This is a genomic window from Nocardioides albus (assembly GCF_014648255.1).
GTDB lineage: Bacteria > Actinomycetota > Actinomycetes > Propionibacteriales > Nocardioidaceae > Nocardioides > Nocardioides albus.
Genome location: NZ_BMQT01000005.1, coordinates 116,393 through 132,166 on the forward strand (window position 1 = coordinate 116,393; position 15,774 = coordinate 132,166).

A 15,774-nucleotide genomic window follows, 5' to 3' on the forward strand; every position below is an offset into this window, starting at 1 on the left:
CGATGCAGTTCGCTCCCTTCGACCTGACTGGCCCCCTCCCCACCGGCACGATGCTGATCGAGGCGTCGGCCGGCACCGGAAAGACCTTCACCATCGGCGCCCTGGTCACCCGCTACGTGATCGAGGGAGAGGCCAAGCTCGACGAGATCCTGGCGATCACCTTCGGCCGTGCCGCATCCCAGGAGCTGCGCGACCGGGTGCGCGCTCACCTGGTCGAGGCGGAGCGGGCTTTCGCAGAGGCGGTCCGAAGGCGGCGCCCCGCCCCGCTCGACGCCCACCTCGAGCTGCTTCTGAACGTGCCCGACGACGAGATCCGGGTACGCCACGAGCGCGTACGCGACGCGTTGGCCTCCTTCGACGGCGCCACGATCGCGACGACGCACCAGTTCTGTCAGCTCGTGCTGCGCTCGCTGGGCGTGGCCGGTGACACCGACGCCGGTGCCGAGCTGGTCGAGTCGCTCGACGAGCTGGTCGTGGAGGTCGTCGACGACCTCTATCTGAAGTGGTTCGGTGAGGCGAAGGAGCGGCCACCGTTCGACCGCGACGACGCGCTGAGCCTGGCACGCACCGCGATCGAGGATCCGCAGTCGATGCTGGCGCCGGCGCCGTCCGAGGACCCGGTGGCGGGCGCGCGGGTGCGGTTCGCCGAAGCCGTGCGCGACGAGGTCGACCGACGCAAGCAGATGCGCGGGGTGATGTCCTACGACGACCTGCTCTCCCGGCTCGCGGTCGCGCTGGAGGATCCGGCGGCCCCGGCCCGGTCGCGGATGCGGCAGCGGTGGCGGATCGTGCTGGTCGACGAGTTCCAGGACACCGATCCGGTGCAGTGGCAGGTGCTCTCCCGGGCCTTCGAGGGTCACGCCACCCTGGTGCTCATCGGCGACCCGAAGCAGGCGATCTACGCCTTCCGCGGCGGTGACGTCTTCACCTATCTGACCGCCGCCCGAGCAGCCGAGACGCAGGCGACGCTCGGCACCAACTGGCGCAGCGACGCCCCGCTGGTCGAGCGGCTCCAGGTGGTCCTGCGCGGCGCGGCGTTGGGCTCGCCGGAGATCGTCGTCCACGACGTGAAGGCCCACCACGACGGCTCTCGGCTGGCTGGGGCTCCGCATCCCTCACCGTTCCGGATCAGAAGGGTAGGTCGCAGCGGCTTCAAGCTCACCCGCGGCAAGATGATCACCGCTGGCGACGCCCGCACCCACATCGCCCGTGATCTCGCCGGCGACATCGCCGGGCTGCTCGGCTCCGGGGCTACCTGGTGCGACGCTCCGGTCCAGGCCGGGGACATCGCGGTCATCGTCAGGGTGCGCTCCCACGGGTTGCTGGTGCAGCGTGTGCTCCAGGAGCACGGCATCCCAGCGGTGATGGCCGGTGGCGGCGACGTCTTCCTGACCCCCGCCGGTGAGGACTGGCTCGCGCTGCTGCAGGCGCTCGACTCGCCGCATCGGACGCCGCTGGTGCGAGCGGCCGGGCTGAGCGTCTTCTTCGGCTACACCGCTGCCCAGCTCGACGCGGGCGGCGAGGCGCTGACCTCCCGTATCGCCGACACGCTGCGCGGCTGGGCGCTGCTGCTGCGCGGCCGGGGCGTCGCCGCCTTGATCGAGGCGGCGGAGGAGCGCGGGCTCACTGCGCGCGTGCTGGGGCGCACCGACGGGGAGCGGTTGCTCACCGACGTACGTCATCTGGGGCAGCTGCTCCACGACATCGCGGTGCGCGATTCGTTCGGGCTGCCGGCGTTGCTGACCTGGTTCCGTGACGAGCGGCGGCGAACGGCTGCCACCGAGCGACCGCGGCGACTGGACTCCGATGCGGCGGCGGTGCAGATCGTGACGGTGCACGGCTCCAAGGGGCTGCAGTACCCGATCGTCTATCTGCCCTTCGCCTACGACTACTTCGTGCGCGACCCCGACGTTGCCCGGTTCCACGACGAATCCGGTCAGCGCACCATCGATGTCACCGGGATCGGGGCGCAGTGGCCGCAGAACCTGGCCCGGCACCAGGGCGAGGAGATCGGTGAGGAGCTGCGCGATCTGTACGTCGCGCTGACCCGAGCGCAGTCGCAGGTCGTCGCATGGTGGGCACCGACGGCCAACACCGCCACCGGGGGCCTTCATCGGCTGTTGTTCGGGCGAGGTCCTGGCCAAGCGGTGGTTCCGGACAGCGTTCCTGTGCCGAGCGACGAAGACGCGGCGACGCTGCTGAGCAACGTCGCGCGCCACGGCGGTCCGGTGGCCGAGGAAGCGGTGCCCGTTGCCGCAGCGCCGCCGGTGCGAGCAGAGTCGCCCGGCCTGCTCGCCGCGCGGGCGTTCACCCGGGATGTGGACGCGGAGTGGCGGCGTACGTCCTACTCCGGGCTCATCCGGGTCGACGAAGGCGTGGTCGCGACCTCGGAGCCGGAGGTGGAGGGCACCGACGACGAGCCGCTCGCCGACGACGTCGATCTCGTCGAGGCCGCCGCGGCCGAGGAGCACCTCTCGCCGATGGCCGAGCTGCCCAAGGGCGCCGGCTTCGGGTCGCTGGTCCACGCGGTCCTGGAGCACACCGATCCGGAGGCGCCCGACCTGGCCGAAGAGCTGCTGACGAGGACCCGCGAGCAGCTGCGCTGGTGGCCGGTCCCGGCCTCGGCCGAGGAGCTCGCGACCGCGATGCTGCCGCTCAACCTCACCCAGCTCGGCCCGCTGGCCGACGGCCTGACGTTGGGCCAGATTCCGCTGCGCGACCGACTTCGGGAGCTCGACTTCGAGATCCCGCTGGCCGGTGGCGACACGCGCGGTCCGGGTGCTCCCGACGTACGTCTACGCGATCTCGCCCCGCTGCTGCGCGCCCATTTGCCGGCGGACGACCCGATGGTGACGTACGCGGACCGGCTCGAGACCCCACCGCTCGGCGACCAGTCCCTGCGGGGCTATCTCACCGGTTCGGTCGACGTGGTTCTCCGGCTCCCGAACGGCCGGTTCGTGGTGGTCGACTACAAGACCAACTTCCTGGGCGTCGAGGCGATGGACTACACCCAGCCGAAGCTGGCCGAGGCGATGCTGCACTCCCACTACCCGCTGCAGGCGCTCCTCTACTCCGCGGTGGTGCACCGTTTCCTGCGCTGGCGTCTGGCCGGGTACGACCCGGAGGTGCACCTGGGCGGCGTGCTCTACCTCTACGTCCGCGGGATGCTCGGGCCGGACACCCCCGTCGTCGACGGCATCCCGACCGGCGTCTTCACCTGGCAGCCGCCCGCATCCCTCGCGATCGCGCTGTCCGACCTGCTGGACGGAACTCTCCCGGATGAGGTGAGCGCATGATCGAGCGCTGGGAGTCCGAGGATCCCTTCGACGCACGCCTGGCCCGGTCCGCGACCGGCCTGCTCGCGTCGTTCAACCGCGAGGGAGTGCTGACCGCGGCGGACGTGCACGTCGCGACCCGCGCAGCGACGCTCGCGGGGGAGACCCGCGACGAGGTGCGGCTGGCGGTGGCGCTGGCGGTCCGCGCGATCAGGCACGGCTCGGTGTGCGTCGACCTGGCTGCGCCGCGGGAGACCGAGGAGACGCTGCCGTGGCCGGCCGTCGCCGGCTGGCTCGAGGCCGTCGCCGACAGCCCCCTGGCCGCTCAGTCCCTGGTGCAGGTCGAGGACGGCCTGCTCTATCTCGACCGGTATCACCGCGAAGAGGGACAGGTACGCGACGACCTGCTCGCCCGCCTGGCCTCGCCCCGCCCCGTGGCCGACGATGCCTTGCTGGAGGCGACTGCGGCCCGGCTCTTCCCGGGCGAGGGGTACGCCGAGCAGCGCGCCGCCGCGCTGGCTGCCTCCCGGCAGTCGACGACGGTCCTCACCGGCGGTCCCGGCACCGGCAAGACGACGACGGTTGCGGGGCTGCTGGCGCTGCTCACCGAGCAGTCCGCGACGCCGTTGCGGGTCGCGCTGACTGCACCGACCGGCAAGGCGGCCGCGCGGCTGCAGGAGGCGGTCGAGAGTGCCCAGCTGGCGCCGCAGTTCACCGCCGCCGACCGCGCTCGCCTCTCCGGCCTGACCGCATCGACCCTTCATCGGCTGCTCGGTTGGCGACCCGGATCGTCGACGAGGTTCAAGCACCACCGCACCAACCGGTTGCCGCACGACGTGATCGTCGTCGACGAGACCTCGATGGTGTCCTTGACGATGATGGCGCGGCTGCTCGAGGCGGTACGCCCGGAGGCGCGGCTGATCCTCGTCGGCGACCCCGACCAGCTCGCCAGCGTCGAGGCCGGCGCGGTGCTCTCCGACCTCGTCGCCGGGCTCGCCGTGCGATCGCCCGACGCCGTGGCCGCGCTCCGCATCACCCATCGCTTCGGGGGCGCGATCGGCGCTCTCGCCGAGGCGCTGCGGGTCGGCGACGCCGACGCGGCGCTCGACGTCCTGAAGTCCGGCGACCCCGCGGTCGAGCTCGTCGACCCGGCCGACGAGGCCAGGGTTGCCGAGGTCGAGCGCGATCTGGTCGCGCACGCGGTCGCCCTGCACGAGGCCGCGCTCGCTGGTGATGCGGAGCGCTGCGTACGCATGCTCGACGAGTCGCGCCTCCTCTGCGCCCACCGTGACGGCCCCTGGGGCGTCTCCCACTGGAACCGGGTGATCGAGCGCGGCCTCGCCGAGACCACCGGTGAGGCGCTCGGCATCGGCTGGGGTCACGAGTGGTACCCGGGCCGCCCGGTCCTCGTCACCGCCAACGACTACGGTCTGGGCCTCTTCAACGGCGACACCGGCGTCACCTTCACCGATGCCGGCGGCGACCTCCGCGTCGCGATTGCGGGCGGCGCGACGTACGCACCCTCCCGCCTCGGCGACATCGAGACCCTGCACGCCATGACAGTCCACAAGTCCCAGGGCAGCCAGGCCAGATCCATCACCGTCCTGCTCCCGCCCGACGACTCGCCCCTGCTCACCCGCGAGCTCTTCTACACCGCGGTGACGCGGGCGCAGGAGCGCGTACGCATCGTCGGCACCCCCGACGCCGTCACCGCCGCGATCACCCGCCGAGCCCAGCGCGCCTCCGGCCTCCGTCAGCGCCTCGGCCACCACTGACCGCACGCCGAGACGTCACTCAGGTCGCCCGAGACGTCACTCAGGTCGGCCGAGACGTCACTCAGGACGGCCGAGTTGGCACACCTGTGCCAACTCGGCCGACGGGACTGACGTCTCGGCCGACGGGACTGACGTCTCGGCGGGAGTCAGGACCGCGCGATGGAGGTGGCGAGCGAGGCGAGGTGGCCCAGTCGGGCCAGCTCGGAGTCGAGGAAGTCGGGGCCACCGCGGCGGCCGATGATGACGATCTCGTTGCCGTCGATGCGGGCGCCGGCGAACATGTTCTCGTCCTCGCCTTCGACCTCGATCCGCTCGGGCCGGTCGAGCTCGATGAAGGGGACGTTCTCGGGGGAGCCGTCGGTGGCCCGGCTGATTCCCTTGACGCGGTGGACGCGGATGGCCCAGTCGGCGCGGAAGGTCAGCGGCAGCACGTCGATGAGTCGGTCGAGCGCCTCGTGGGCGTTCTCGGTGAGGTCCTCGACGGCCTCGAGGTCGAGGAAGAGGTTTCCGCCGGCGGCGTAGCGGGAGATCCAGACGACGTGCACGCCTTCGAGCTCGTTGCACGCCGACACGATGGAGTCCGGCATCGTTCCCGGTTGGGTCTCGAGGAGCACATCGTCGACGGCTCTTCCGTCGACAGTGTTCTTCTCGACGATCTCGATCGCCTCGATGTCGCCACCGGCTTCACCGATGGCGGAGGCAAGGCGACCGAGGGAACCCGGGATATCGGGCAGCTCGACGCGTAGCAGGAACGGCATGGCCCTAGACCCTAGCGTCGCGAACCGACAGTCGTGGCACTGTCGCGGTTACACGCCGATCAACTGGCGGGTTGTTCGCCGGCCGGCTCCAGCAGAAAGAGCGGGAAGATCCGGGAGGTGTTGGGCTGATATTCCCCATACGTCGGCCAGGTCTGCACCGCATAGGCCCACCACTCCTCGCGCTCCGCACCGGCGAGCTCGCGAGCGACGTACGCCTTCTTGGTGCCGCCGTCCTGGAGCACCATGTCGGGGTACTTGCGGAAGTTCGCCACCCAGGCGGGGTTCTTGTCGGAGCCACCCATCGAGGCGACCGCGAGGTAGCGGCCGTCGCGCTCGACCCGCATCAGCGGGGTCTTGCGGATCGCGCCGGTCTTGGCGCCGCGGTTGGTGATCAGGATGATCGGCTTGCCGTCGCGCTCGAGGACGTTGGCCTCGGCGCCGTCGGAGGCCTCGAACGCGGCAACCTGCTCGCGCACCCAGTCGGCCGTGCTCGGGACGTATTCACCTTGCAGTTCGGTCATGTCCTTCATAACAGCCGATCGCCGTGACTATTCCGACCCCGGATAGCCTCGGGCGCATGAGTGCTATCGAAGGAGTCTCCGACACGTTCGACCCGAGCCGCTGGGACGACGTCCCGGGTTTCGAGGATCTGACCGACCTGACCTACCACCGGGCCAAGGAGCACGGCACCGTACGCATCGCCTTCGACCGCCCCGACGTACTCAACGCCTTCCGCCCGCACACCGTCGACGAGCTCCTCCGCGTGCTGGAGCACGCCCGGATCTCCGCCGACGTCGGCTGCGTCCTACTCACCGGCAACGGCCCGTCGGTCAAGAACGGCAAGCACTCCTTCTGCACCGGCGGCGACCAGCGCATCCGCGGCAAGGCCGGCTACCAGTACGAGGAGACCGAGGCGTACGCCGCCGGCCGGACCGGCGCGGAGGAGCCCACCCCGATCGACAAGGCCAAGCTCGCCCGGCTGCACATCCTCGAGTGCCAGCGACTGATCCGCTTCATGCCCAAGGTCGTCATCTGCGTCGTCCCCGGCTGGACCGCCGGCGGCGGCCACTCCCTCCACGTGGTGTGCGACCTGACGCTCGCGAGCGCCGAGCACGGGCGCTTCAAGCAGACCGACGCCGACGTCGGCTCGTTCGACGGCGGCTACGGGAGCGCCTACCTCGCTCGCCAGGTCGGCCAGAAGTTCGCCCGCGAGATCTTCTTCCTCGCCGAGGAGTACTCGGCCGAGGACGGTGTCCGCATGGGCACCGTCAACCGCGCCGTGCCGCACGCCGAGCTCGAGGGCGTCGCGCTCGAGTGGGGCCGCAAGATCAACGGCAAGTCACCCACGGCCCAGCGGATGCTGAAGTACGCCTTCAACCTCCTCGACGACGGCCTCGTCGGCCAGCAGATGTTCGCCGGCGAGACCACCCGCCTGGCCTACATGACCGACGAGGCCCAGGAGGGGCGCGACCAGTTCCTCGAGAAGCGGGAGCCCGACTGGTCGCCCTACCCCTGGTACTACTGAGCTCCCGTCACCACTTCAGCTCGATCTCGAGCTCGCGCTCGTCGTCCCCGATCTCGATCTCGAGCTTGAAGTCGACCTCGTCGGGTACGCGCACCTTGAAACGCAGTCCTTCTCTTTCGAACTCGACCTCGTTGTTGCTGGCGAGCGCGTCGGCCAGGGCGCGCAGGCGAGCCGCCGCATCCTCGCGACGTAGCCTCGCTCGTTCGGTGACTTCCATCAGGTCCATGCTGAGCTCCTTGTTGTGGCGTTGGGGTTGCATGATCTCGGCCGAGCGTGATTCGCGCCAGCCCCCTCACCGTGGCAGCGCGGCGAGCTCGCTCAGCTCGCGCTGATAGGCGCTGTAGGTCTCGCGCAGCTCCGCCGCGGGCCAGTCGGAAGGGCGGAGCTCGACGGGGAGGAGCGGGTCGGCGCTGAGGTGGCGCACGATCGCGGCGGCGGTGGCGAGCCGGAGCGCGGGCTCGGGCGTCGTCGACAGGCGCTCGAGCAGGCGCTCGCCTTCGCGGGCCCAACCGGCGAGATCCCACAACGAGGAGGCGAGGTCGCCGGGGTCCTGTTCCGGGGTGGCGGTGAACGTCTGGAGCACCGGGTCGGAGAAGCGCGGGCGCTGGAGGTTGGCGGGGCGGGTCCAGACACCTTCGCGGAGCTCGGCGAGGCGGTGGGCCTTCAGGGCGTCGCGCAGGATCGCGCGCTCCGAGCCGGGGCGGCCGGTGGTGACGACGATCGCCATCTCCCAGGTGCCGTCCCAGGGCTTGTCGGCGGTGTGTACGGCCTCGTCCTGATGGGCCTGGCGCTGGATGAGCCGCTCGCCGAGTCGGTAGCCGGCATCGGTCCGGCGTAGGTCGCCGTCGGCGACGGCGCGGGTGACCGCGACCCGCACGGTAGAAGGCGCGATCCCGAGGAACTGGCCGGCGCGGGCGAGGTCGGCGGGCGTCAGCGGGTTCGGGTGGGCGCCGAGCATCAGGCTCAAGATGGCAGAGCGGGCGGAGAGCGGAGCAAGGTCATCACGCGCGGTAGCCACCTCTGCATCCTCTCAGCAGGGTCTCGACAATCTCGACCACCGGGGCGCAGGCTGCAACATTATAGAAGACGACTGTGGTAACATCTGTAACATGACGACTGGCAGTCACGAGGCTCATTCCACCCATGTGGTCAGCAACCAGGTCCCGCCGTTGGTGGGTCACAACACGGCCGGAGACCCGGTCCTGCGGGAGGGCGTCGAGCGTGAGGGCGCGGCGTGGGCGCTGCCGGAGATCGACGAGCTGGGTCGCCTCGCCGGCACCGCGGAGGCGCAGGACTGGGGCCGGCTCGCCGAGCGGGTGCCGCCGCGTCTGCACACCCACGACCGCTACGGTCACCGCGTCGACGAGGTCGAGTACGTCCCGGCGTACCACCAACTGATGGCCACCGCGGTGGAGCACGGCCTGCACGCTGCCCCCTGGGCCGACGACCGCGCCGGCGCCCATGTCGCCCGGGCCGCGAAGTTCTTCGCCTGGAACGTCGACGCCGGCCACGGCTGCCCGATCTCGATGACCTACGCGGTGGTCCCCGCGCTGCGGGCCAACCCCGAGATCGCCGCCAGGTTCGAGCCGCTGCTGACCAATCGGGAGTACGACTTCGGCCTCCGCGACCCCCAGACCAAGCGCGGTCTGATCGCCGGGATGTCGATGACCGAGAAGCAGGGCGGCTCCGACGTCCGCGCGAACACGACGACCGCGACGCCGCAGACGGATGGGACGTACGTCCTGCGCGGGCACAAGTGGTTCACCAGTGCGCCGATGAGCGACATGTTCCTCACGCTCGCCCAGACGTCCAACGGAGTCTCGTGCTTCCTCGTGCCGCGGGTGCTGCCCGGCGGTGAGCGCAATGCGATGCGCTTCATGCGGCTCAAGGACAAGCTCGGCAACAAGTCGAACGCCTCCTCCGAGATCGAGTACGACGCGGCCACCGGCTGGCTCGTCGGCGAGGAGGGCCGTGGGGTCCGCACGATCGTCGAGATGGTCAACATGACCCGGCTCGACTGCGTGATCGGCTCCTCGGCCGGCATGCGCACCGCGCTGACCATGGCGGCGCACCACGCCCAGCACCGCTCGGCGTTCGGCAAGCTCCTGGTCGACCAGCCGGCGATGCGCAACGTACTGGCTGACCTGCAGGTCGAGTCCGAGGCGGCGACGACTGCGATGCTGCGGCTGGCGGGTGCCAACGACCGGGCGATCCGCGGCGACGAGGGCGAAGCGGCTCTGCGTCGGATCGCCCTCGCCGTCACGAAGTACTACGTCTGCAAGCGCGCGCCGTTCATGGTCAACGAGGCCCTGGAGTGTCTCGGCGGGAACGGCTACATCGAGGACTTCGACGTCGCGCGCATCTACCGCGAGATGCCGCTCCTCTCGATCTGGGAGGGGTCGGGCAACGTCGCGGCGCTCGACGCCCTGCGAGCGCTCGCGAAGGAGCCGCACTCCCTCGACGCGTTCATGGCGGAGGCCGAGCTCGCCGCCGGTGCGGACGCCCGCTATGACGCCGCGCTGGACCGGTTGAAGAAGGAGTTCACCTCCTTCGACGACCTCGAGCTCCGGGCGCGACGGATCGTGGAGCAGATGGCGCTGGTCTTCCAGGGCTCGCAGCTCGTTCGGCACGCGCCTGCCCCCGTCGCCGACGCGTTCTGCGCCTCACGTCTCGGCCGGGACTGGGGTGGCGCCTTCGGGACGCTGTCGCCGCGCGGAGACCTGGGCGCGATCATCGAGCGAGCCCTTCCGGCCTGACCTGGCCGCCAGAGGCTGCTGGAGCAGGGCTGGGGTTGGCGCGCTATGACAGAGGGTCCGAGCTTGGGAAGTGATTCACAAGCTCGGACCCTCTGTCGTAGCGCAGCCGAGACGGGTATGCCGACGGCCGCGAGGATCTCACCCGACGATGCGACCGTCCTCGAACCGGATGACATGCTCCGCGGCGGCGATGCTCTCCTCGTCGTGGGTGACGCACACGACCGTGGCCCCGCGAGCGGCCTCCTCGGTGAGGATCTCGCGGGTGCGTCCGCGGCTGCCGGCGTCGAGCCCCGCCGCGGGCTCGTCCAGGAGCAGGATCTCAGCGTTCTGGACGATGCCCTGAGCCAGTAGCGCCCGCTGGCGCTGTCCCCCGGAGAGCTCGCCGAACGTACGCCGCTCCAGGCCGGTCAGGTCGACCCGGCCGATCGCCTCGGCGATCGCGGTCTGTCTGCCGGCCTGCCGGTCCCGCCGGTGCTGGCGCCCCCAGGTCCCGATCGCGACGACGTCCTGGACGGTCACCGGAAGCGCGTCCGGGGTCGAGGGCCGTTGCACGACCAGCGCGAGCCGCCCGCGGCGGTCGACCGTGCCGCGTCGCGGGCCTCGGACCCCGGCGAGCAGCTCGACGAACGTCGACTTCCCGGACCCGTTCGGCCCGGCGACGGCAGTGACCGTGCCGGGCGTGAAGCGAGCGCTGACGTCGTGGAGAACGTCCTGGCCGTCGTACCCGAAGCACAGGCTGCGGGCGGACAGGTGGGAGGAGTCGGTCGGGTCGGAGGGAAGCACATGCAGCACTATAGCAATTGGTAACCATTCTCATTAACCGCTAGAGTCCCGCTCCGTGCCGTCGATCATCGAACCCTTCCGGACCGACTTCATGCTGCAGGCGCTGGCCGGTGGCGTGCTGGTCGCAGCGATCTGCGGGGTCGTCGGCACCTGGGTCGTGATCCGGGGAATGGCGTTCCTCGGTGAGGCGATCGGGCACGGGATGCTCCCGGGTGTCGCCCTCGCGACGGTCCTCGGCGCACCCGTCATGCTCGGCGGCGCGGTCAGCGCGATCGTCATGAGCGCGACGATCGGAGCGCTCCAGCGACGTGGCCGGCTGACGTACGACACCAGTATCGGGCTGCTGTTCGTGGCGATGCTCTCGCTCGGCATCATCATCGTCTCCCACTCGCGCAGCTTCGCCACGGACGCGACGGCGATGCTGTTCGGCGACGTGCTCGCCATCGGCACCGACGACATCACCGTCCTCGCCGTCGCTCTCGCCGTCACCCTCGCCATCGCCATCGGGTTCCACCACTCGTTCGTCGCCTCGGCCTTCGACCCCAGGATCGCCCGTACGTTGGGCCTTCATCCGCAGCTGGCCCAGGTGATGCTCGTCGGTCTGGTGACTCTCGCCGTGGTCGCGTCCTACCAGGCGGTCGGCTCGCTGCTCGTGATCGCGCTGCTCCTCGCGCCGGCCGTGGCCGCCGGCCAATGGACCACGAGGATCCCCACGACCATGGCCTGCGCCGCCGCGATCGGCGCCGTCGCGGTTTTCCTCGGCCTGACCGCGTCCTGGTACGCGGAGACCGCAGCCGGAGCCTCGATCGCCTGCGCCGCGATCCTCACCGCGGTCGCCTCCGGGCTGCTCCGCAGCGGCCTCGGTCTTCTTCGACGTCTGTCCCCCACATCCGAAAGGACCACATGCACCGCAGGACACTCGCCGGCGTCGTCACAGGGCTGACGCTGGCCGTCAGCACGGGATGCGCCAGCACCGCGACCCCTCGGGTCGACGACACAAGCGCCGGCTCGGAGAAGGACCATGGCGCCGTCGAAGGCGCCCAGGAGGTCGCCGAGCCCCAGCTCCATCTGACCACGATCGCCGCCGACGGCGCGGTCGCCCAGCTCGACCTGATCGAGGGGAGCACCGCGAAGGTGGGGATCATCGGCGCCCCGAGCGCGGTCGAGAGCGACGGCCGCTACCTGTTCGCGACCACCGCGGACGGCGTGGAGGTCGTCGACAGCGGCGTGTGGACGTGGGACCACGGCGACCACTTCCACTACTACCGGGCCGAGCCGATGCTGCTCGACACGGTCGAGGGCGAAGGCGAGGCGACGGTCGCGACCGGGCCGCTGTCCACCGCCGGCTCGACCGGGGTGTTCTTCGAGGGCAGCGGTGAGGCGGTCCTCCTCGACAACGAAGCCCTCGCCGACGGTGAGGTGCGCGAGCAGTTCCGGATCGATGGCGAGCCCCATGCCGGGCTGGTCGCGCCGTTCGGTGACGGCGCCCTGGTGACGGTCGCCGCCGACGGCGAGGTGACCGGGCTGAGCTATCACGACGCCGACGGCAGCGTGGTCGGGGAGCAGATCCCCTGCGCCCAGGCGAGCGGCACCATCACGACCCGCGTCGGTGTGGTCATCGGTTGTGCAGACGGTGCGGTGCTGGCCACCGAGTCGGACGGCAGACCGAGCTTCGAGCGGATCGCGTACCCGAAGGGCACCACCGCTCCGCGGGCGACGGCGTTCGACGGTCGTAAGAGCCGCCCGACCGTCGCAGCGCTGTCCGGGAAGACAGGGATCTGGCTCCTCGACACCCGTGAGCGGACCTGGAGCCACCTCGATGCTGGCGTACCGCTGCGTCAGGTGGTCGCCGCCGACGACGAGGAGGGACACGTCCTCGCCCTCGACACCACCGGCCGGGTCCGCGTCTTCGCCGCCGAGGATGCCAAGCAGCTCGCCGCGACGGAGCCCCTCGTGGACCTGAGCGAGGCCGCCGCGGGAGTCGACCTGGTCGTCGACCAGGAGCGTGCCTACCTCAACGTGCCTACCGAGGGGGTCGTCCACGAGATCGACTACGCCGACAAGGCGCGGATCGCGCGGACGCTCGAGACGCCCACCGCTCCGGTGTTCTTCACGGAGTCGGGCCGATGAGGCGCCTGCTCGGGGCCGCCGCCGTGATCGCGGTCGCGACGACGCTCACGGCCTGCGCTGGAGGTGACGACGGCGACGACCGCCCGCACATCGTGGTGACCACCAACATCCTCGGTGACGTCGTCGCGAACACGGTCGGCGACGCCGCCCGAGTCACCACCCTGATGCGACCGAACGCCGACCCGCACTCCTTCGAGATCTCGGCACGGGAGGCTGCGATGATGCGCGATGCCGACCTGCTCGTCTCCAACGGGCTCGGGCTCGAGGAGGGCCTCCAGCGCCACCTCGACAAGGCGGCCGAGGCCGGCGTCGAGACGTACGTCGCGGGGGAGCAGATCGACGTCCTCGACTACTCCGACGGCGAAGCCGAAGGCACCCCGGACCCGCACTTCTGGGCCGACCCGGCTCGGATGCGCGACGTCGTCGACGGTCTCGAGGCTGCAGCGGCGGACATCGACGGCATCGACGACCAGCTGGTGGAACAAGCAGCGGCGGCGTACCAGGCCGAGCTCGAGAACCTCGACCAGGAGATGACCGACTCCTTCGCGAGCATCCCCGAGCAGCACCGCAGCCTGGTCACCAACCATCACGTCTTCGGCTACTTGGCCGATCGGTTCGGGTTCCGCGTCGTCGGCGCGGTCATCCCGGGCGGGACGACCCTGGCCGCCCCCAGTGCCGCGGACCTTCGTGATCTGTCCGAGGCGATCGAGCAGGCCGACGTACCGACGATCTTCGCCGAGTCCTCGCAGCCGGACCGGCTCATCCAGGTGCTCGCCGACGAGGCGGGCGTCGACGTCGACGTCAGCGAGCTGTTCACGGAGTCCCTGACCGAGAAGGGCCAGGGCGCCGACACCTATCTCACCATGATGCGCGCCAACACCGAGCGCATCACCAGCGGGCTCTCCGAGCCCACCGATTGAAAGGCGCACCATGCAGACCCCACAGAACCGTGCCCTCCGGGCCGTCGCGGCGGTGGCCGGCGTATCGCTGGCGCTCTCGGCGTGCGGATCGACCGCAGAAGGCGACGAGTCCACGAACCAGAAGTCGGCAGACGCCGGCAACCGCCTCGCCGTCTCCTATGCCGACGGGATCGCCGTCCTGGACGGCGAGACCCTCGAGGTCGTCGACGAGTTCGAGACCGAGGAGTTCGTACGCCTCAACTCGGTCGGCGACGGCCGCAACCTCGCGGTCACCACCAGCAAGGGCTTTCAGGTGCTCGACGCCCAGACCCCCGAGCTGACCGACCTCGTCTTCGAGGCCGACGCCGGCGGCCACGTCGTCCACCACGGCGACAAGACGGTCCTCTACGCTGACGGCAGCGGCGAGACGACCATCTTCGATACCGACACGCTCGGTGACGCAGGCAAGCTTCCGGAGACGACGACCTGGACGGCTCCCGAGGCCCACCACGGCGTCTCGATCGTGCTCGAGGACGGGACCCTGCTGACCACGGTGGGCACCGAGGAGAGCCGCTCGGGCGCCATCGCGCTCGCCCCGAAGGGCGACGATTTCGAGCAGATCGCCGCCAACGACACGTGCCCCGGGATCCACGGCGAGGGCACCGCGGCCGACGAGGCGGTGGTCTTCGGCTGCGAGGACGGCGCACTGCTCTACCGCGACGGTGCGTTCGAGAAGCTCCAGGCGCCCGACGAGTTCGGCCGGATGGGCAACGCGTACGTCTCGGAGACCAGCCCCATCATCGTCGGTGACTACAACACCGACCCCGACGCGGAGGGCTACCTGCTCGACACCGTCACGCTCATCGACACCGAGAAGAGCACCTTCAAGCCGGTCGCGCTTCCCGAGGGTGTCGAGTACACCTTCCGCGACGTCGCCCGCGGCCCCGACGACCTGGCCTACATCCTCGCCACCGACGGCTCGATCCACGTCCTGGATCCCGCGACCGGCAAGATCACGGACGAGTTCCCGGTCGTGAAGCCCTGGGAGGGCCCCGCCGAGTGGCAGGACCCGCACCCCGCGATCAAGGTGAACGGCGACATCGCGTACGTCACCGAGCCGGCCGCCAACACGGTCCACGCCGTCGACCTCACCTCCGGTGAGGTCACCGCCTCGGTCGAGCTCGACGAGCAGCCGAACGAGATCGCCATCGGCTGAGGCTGGGGCAGCCCGCCGCTGGTCGAGCCGCGAGGCCGCCTGCGGCCGAGCGTGTCGAGACCAACACGGTCCCAACGAGCGCGACGGGGGACTGTGTTGGTCATCTCGACAAGCTCGATACGACGCTCGACACGCCTCCGCCTGGCGGCTCGACCAGCGGGCGGCGGTCAGGAGAGGGCTCGGCGGGCGGTGTCCAGGAACGTACGGAACGAGTCTCGGTCCTCGGGACCGAGGTCGGCCAGCATCTGCTCCTCGAGCTCCTCGACGCGAGGGTCGTAGGTGTCGAGGAATGTGCGGCCCTCGGGGGTGAGGCTGATCAGCATGCGGCGCCGGTTGTCGGGGTCGGTGCGGCGCTCGATGAGGCCCCGGCGCTCGAGGGCGCCGATGAGATCGGCGGCGGACTGGGCGCGTACGAACGAGGCGCGGGCCAGGTCGGCGGCGCTCATCGTGGGGCGGCGCTCGAGCACCGAGAGGGCGGTGTACTGCAGGGCGGTGACCCCTGATTCCTTCAGGACGGCGTCGAGGCGGGCTCGGGTGGCGAGCTCGAGCTGCTTGACGACGTAGAGCAGCAGGGGTGCATCGGTCATGCGGTCATTCAAGCATCGCTGCGCTTGCGAGAGGCGCCTACTTCTGCGATTATCAGGATTCCTGTCAATC

The 15,774-nt window shown here is 70.5% G+C and carries 14 protein-coding genes; 8 read left to right on the forward strand and 6 right to left on the reverse strand.

The genetic code is table 11. The features are described 5' to 3' along the window. Window positions 1-2 precede the first annotated feature (2 nt). On the forward strand, window positions 3-3,296 hold the full coding sequence (locus tag IEY84_RS11895; RefSeq protein WP_183548071.1) for a UvrD-helicase domain-containing protein: 3,294 nt from the start codon (window positions 3-5) through the stop codon (window positions 3,294-3,296). Further along, window positions 3,293-5,050 (forward strand): exodeoxyribonuclease V subunit alpha, encoded by a 1,758-nt coding sequence (gene recD, locus IEY84_RS11900; RefSeq protein ID WP_183547416.1) that lies wholly within the window; start codon window positions 3,293-3,295, stop codon window positions 5,048-5,050. Before IEY84_RS11895 ends, recD begins: the two co-directional genes overlap by 4 nt. 146 nt (window positions 5,051-5,196) lie before the next feature. Here the strand turns inward: recD and IEY84_RS11905 are convergent, their stop codons facing one another. Beyond that, window positions 5,197-5,799 (reverse strand): ACT domain-containing protein, encoded by a 603-nt coding sequence (locus tag IEY84_RS11905; protein ID WP_373292302.1) that lies wholly within the window; start codon window positions 5,797-5,799, stop codon window positions 5,197-5,199. Window positions 5,800-5,867: 68 nt separating this feature from the next. Beyond that, entirely contained in the window at window positions 5,868-6,329 is a 462-nt protein-coding gene (locus IEY84_RS11910) for a nitroreductase family deazaflavin-dependent oxidoreductase (protein WP_183547421.1), read from the reverse strand. 56 nt (window positions 6,330-6,385) lie between these two features. Here IEY84_RS11910 and IEY84_RS11915 point away from each other — a divergent pair, with 56 nt between their 5' ends. Beyond that, on the forward strand, window positions 6,386-7,333 hold the full coding sequence (locus IEY84_RS11915) for a 1,4-dihydroxy-2-naphthoyl-CoA synthase (RefSeq protein ID WP_183547424.1): 948 nt from the start codon (window positions 6,386-6,388) through the stop codon (window positions 7,331-7,333). A 7-nt stretch (window positions 7,334-7,340) separates the two neighbouring features. Here IEY84_RS11915 and IEY84_RS11920 read toward each other — a convergent pair whose 3' ends face one another. Together IEY84_RS11920 and IEY84_RS11925 are read right to left on the reverse strand one after the other, a co-directional pair. Beyond that, the gene (locus IEY84_RS11920) at window positions 7,341-7,559 is read right to left on the reverse strand and encodes an amphi-Trp domain-containing protein (RefSeq protein WP_183547427.1); all 219 of its coding nucleotides are present in this window, start codon (window positions 7,557-7,559) and stop codon (window positions 7,341-7,343) included. 66 nt (window positions 7,560-7,625) lie between these two features. Continuing rightward, window positions 7,626-8,351, reverse strand: coding sequence for a PaaX family transcriptional regulator C-terminal domain-containing protein (locus tag IEY84_RS11925; RefSeq protein WP_183547430.1), 726 nt, complete (start codon window positions 8,349-8,351; stop codon window positions 7,626-7,628). 91 nt (window positions 8,352-8,442) lie between these two features. Here IEY84_RS11925 and IEY84_RS11930 point away from each other — a divergent pair, with 91 nt between their 5' ends. Next, window positions 8,443-10,089, forward strand: coding sequence for an acyl-CoA dehydrogenase family protein (locus tag IEY84_RS11930; protein ID WP_183547434.1), 1,647 nt, complete (start codon window positions 8,443-8,445; stop codon window positions 10,087-10,089). A gap of 138 nt (window positions 10,090-10,227) precedes the next feature. On the opposite strand, the gene aztA is transcribed toward IEY84_RS11930, so the two are convergent. Continuing rightward, window positions 10,228-10,872 carry a zinc ABC transporter ATP-binding protein AztA gene (gene aztA / locus IEY84_RS11935; protein ID WP_221209003.1) on the reverse strand — a complete coding sequence of 215 codons (645 nt, stop codon included), beginning with the start codon at window positions 10,870-10,872 and terminating at the stop codon, window positions 10,228-10,230. A gap of 55 nt (window positions 10,873-10,927) precedes the next feature. Here aztA and aztB point away from each other — a divergent pair, with 55 nt between their 5' ends. Genes aztB through aztD form a run of 4 tightly spaced genes read left to right on the forward strand, consistent with a single transcriptional unit; the run spans window position 10,928 to window position 15,117 of the window. Continuing rightward, window positions 10,928-11,815, forward strand: coding sequence for a zinc ABC transporter permease AztB (gene aztB / locus IEY84_RS11940; protein WP_183547437.1), 888 nt, complete (start codon window positions 10,928-10,930; stop codon window positions 11,813-11,815). Further along, window positions 11,776-13,002, forward strand: a complete 1,227-nt coding sequence (locus IEY84_RS11945) for a PQQ-binding-like beta-propeller repeat protein (protein ID WP_183547440.1) — start codon at window positions 11,776-11,778, stop codon at window positions 13,000-13,002. The genes aztB and IEY84_RS11945 overlap by 40 nt, the downstream gene beginning before the upstream one ends. Then, window positions 12,999-13,922: a zinc ABC transporter substrate-binding protein AztC gene (gene aztC, locus IEY84_RS11950; RefSeq protein WP_183547443.1), complete on the forward strand. Its 924-nt coding sequence runs from the start codon at window positions 12,999-13,001 to the stop codon at window positions 13,920-13,922. The genes IEY84_RS11945 and aztC overlap by 4 nt, the downstream gene beginning before the upstream one ends. A gap of 10 nt (window positions 13,923-13,932) precedes the next feature. Then, window positions 13,933-15,117 carry a zinc metallochaperone AztD gene (gene aztD, locus IEY84_RS11955; protein ID WP_183547446.1) on the forward strand — a complete coding sequence of 395 codons (1,185 nt, stop codon included), beginning with the start codon at window positions 13,933-13,935 and terminating at the stop codon, window positions 15,115-15,117. A 167-nt stretch (window positions 15,118-15,284) separates the two neighbouring features. Here the strand turns inward: aztD and IEY84_RS11960 are convergent, their stop codons facing one another. Next, window positions 15,285-15,704 carry a MarR family winged helix-turn-helix transcriptional regulator gene (locus IEY84_RS11960; protein ID WP_183547449.1) on the reverse strand — a complete coding sequence of 140 codons (420 nt, stop codon included), beginning with the start codon at window positions 15,702-15,704 and terminating at the stop codon, window positions 15,285-15,287. Window positions 15,705-15,774: the final 70 nt, after the last annotated feature.

Bases quoted from the DNA above. Each gene is read 5' to 3' on its own strand.
- IEY84_RS11895 (WP_183548071.1), top strand. From the start codon at position 3: ATGCAGTTCGCTCCCTTCGACCTGACTGGCCCCCTCCCCACCGGCACG.
- recD (WP_183547416.1), top strand. From the start codon at position 3,293: ATGATCGAGCGCTGGGAGTCCGAGGATCCCTTCGACGCACGCCTGGCC.
- IEY84_RS11910 (WP_183547421.1), bottom strand. From the start codon at position 6,329: ATGACCGAACTGCAAGGTGAATACGTCCCGAGCACGGCCGACTGGGTG.
- IEY84_RS11915 (WP_183547424.1), top strand. From the start codon at position 6,386: ATGAGTGCTATCGAAGGAGTCTCCGACACGTTCGACCCGAGCCGCTGG.
- IEY84_RS11920 (WP_183547427.1), bottom strand. From the start codon at position 7,559: ATGGACCTGATGGAAGTCACCGAACGAGCGAGGCTACGTCGCGAGGAT.
- IEY84_RS11930 (WP_183547434.1), top strand. From the start codon at position 8,443: ATGACGACTGGCAGTCACGAGGCTCATTCCACCCATGTGGTCAGCAAC.
- IEY84_RS11945 (WP_183547440.1), top strand. From the start codon at position 11,776: ATGCACCGCAGGACACTCGCCGGCGTCGTCACAGGGCTGACGCTGGCC.
- aztC (WP_183547443.1), top strand. From the start codon at position 12,999: ATGAGGCGCCTGCTCGGGGCCGCCGCCGTGATCGCGGTCGCGACGACG.
- aztD (WP_183547446.1), top strand. From the start codon at position 13,933: ATGCAGACCCCACAGAACCGTGCCCTCCGGGCCGTCGCGGCGGTGGCC.
- IEY84_RS11960 (WP_183547449.1), bottom strand. From the start codon at position 15,704: ATGACCGATGCACCCCTGCTGCTCTACGTCGTCAAGCAGCTCGAGCTC.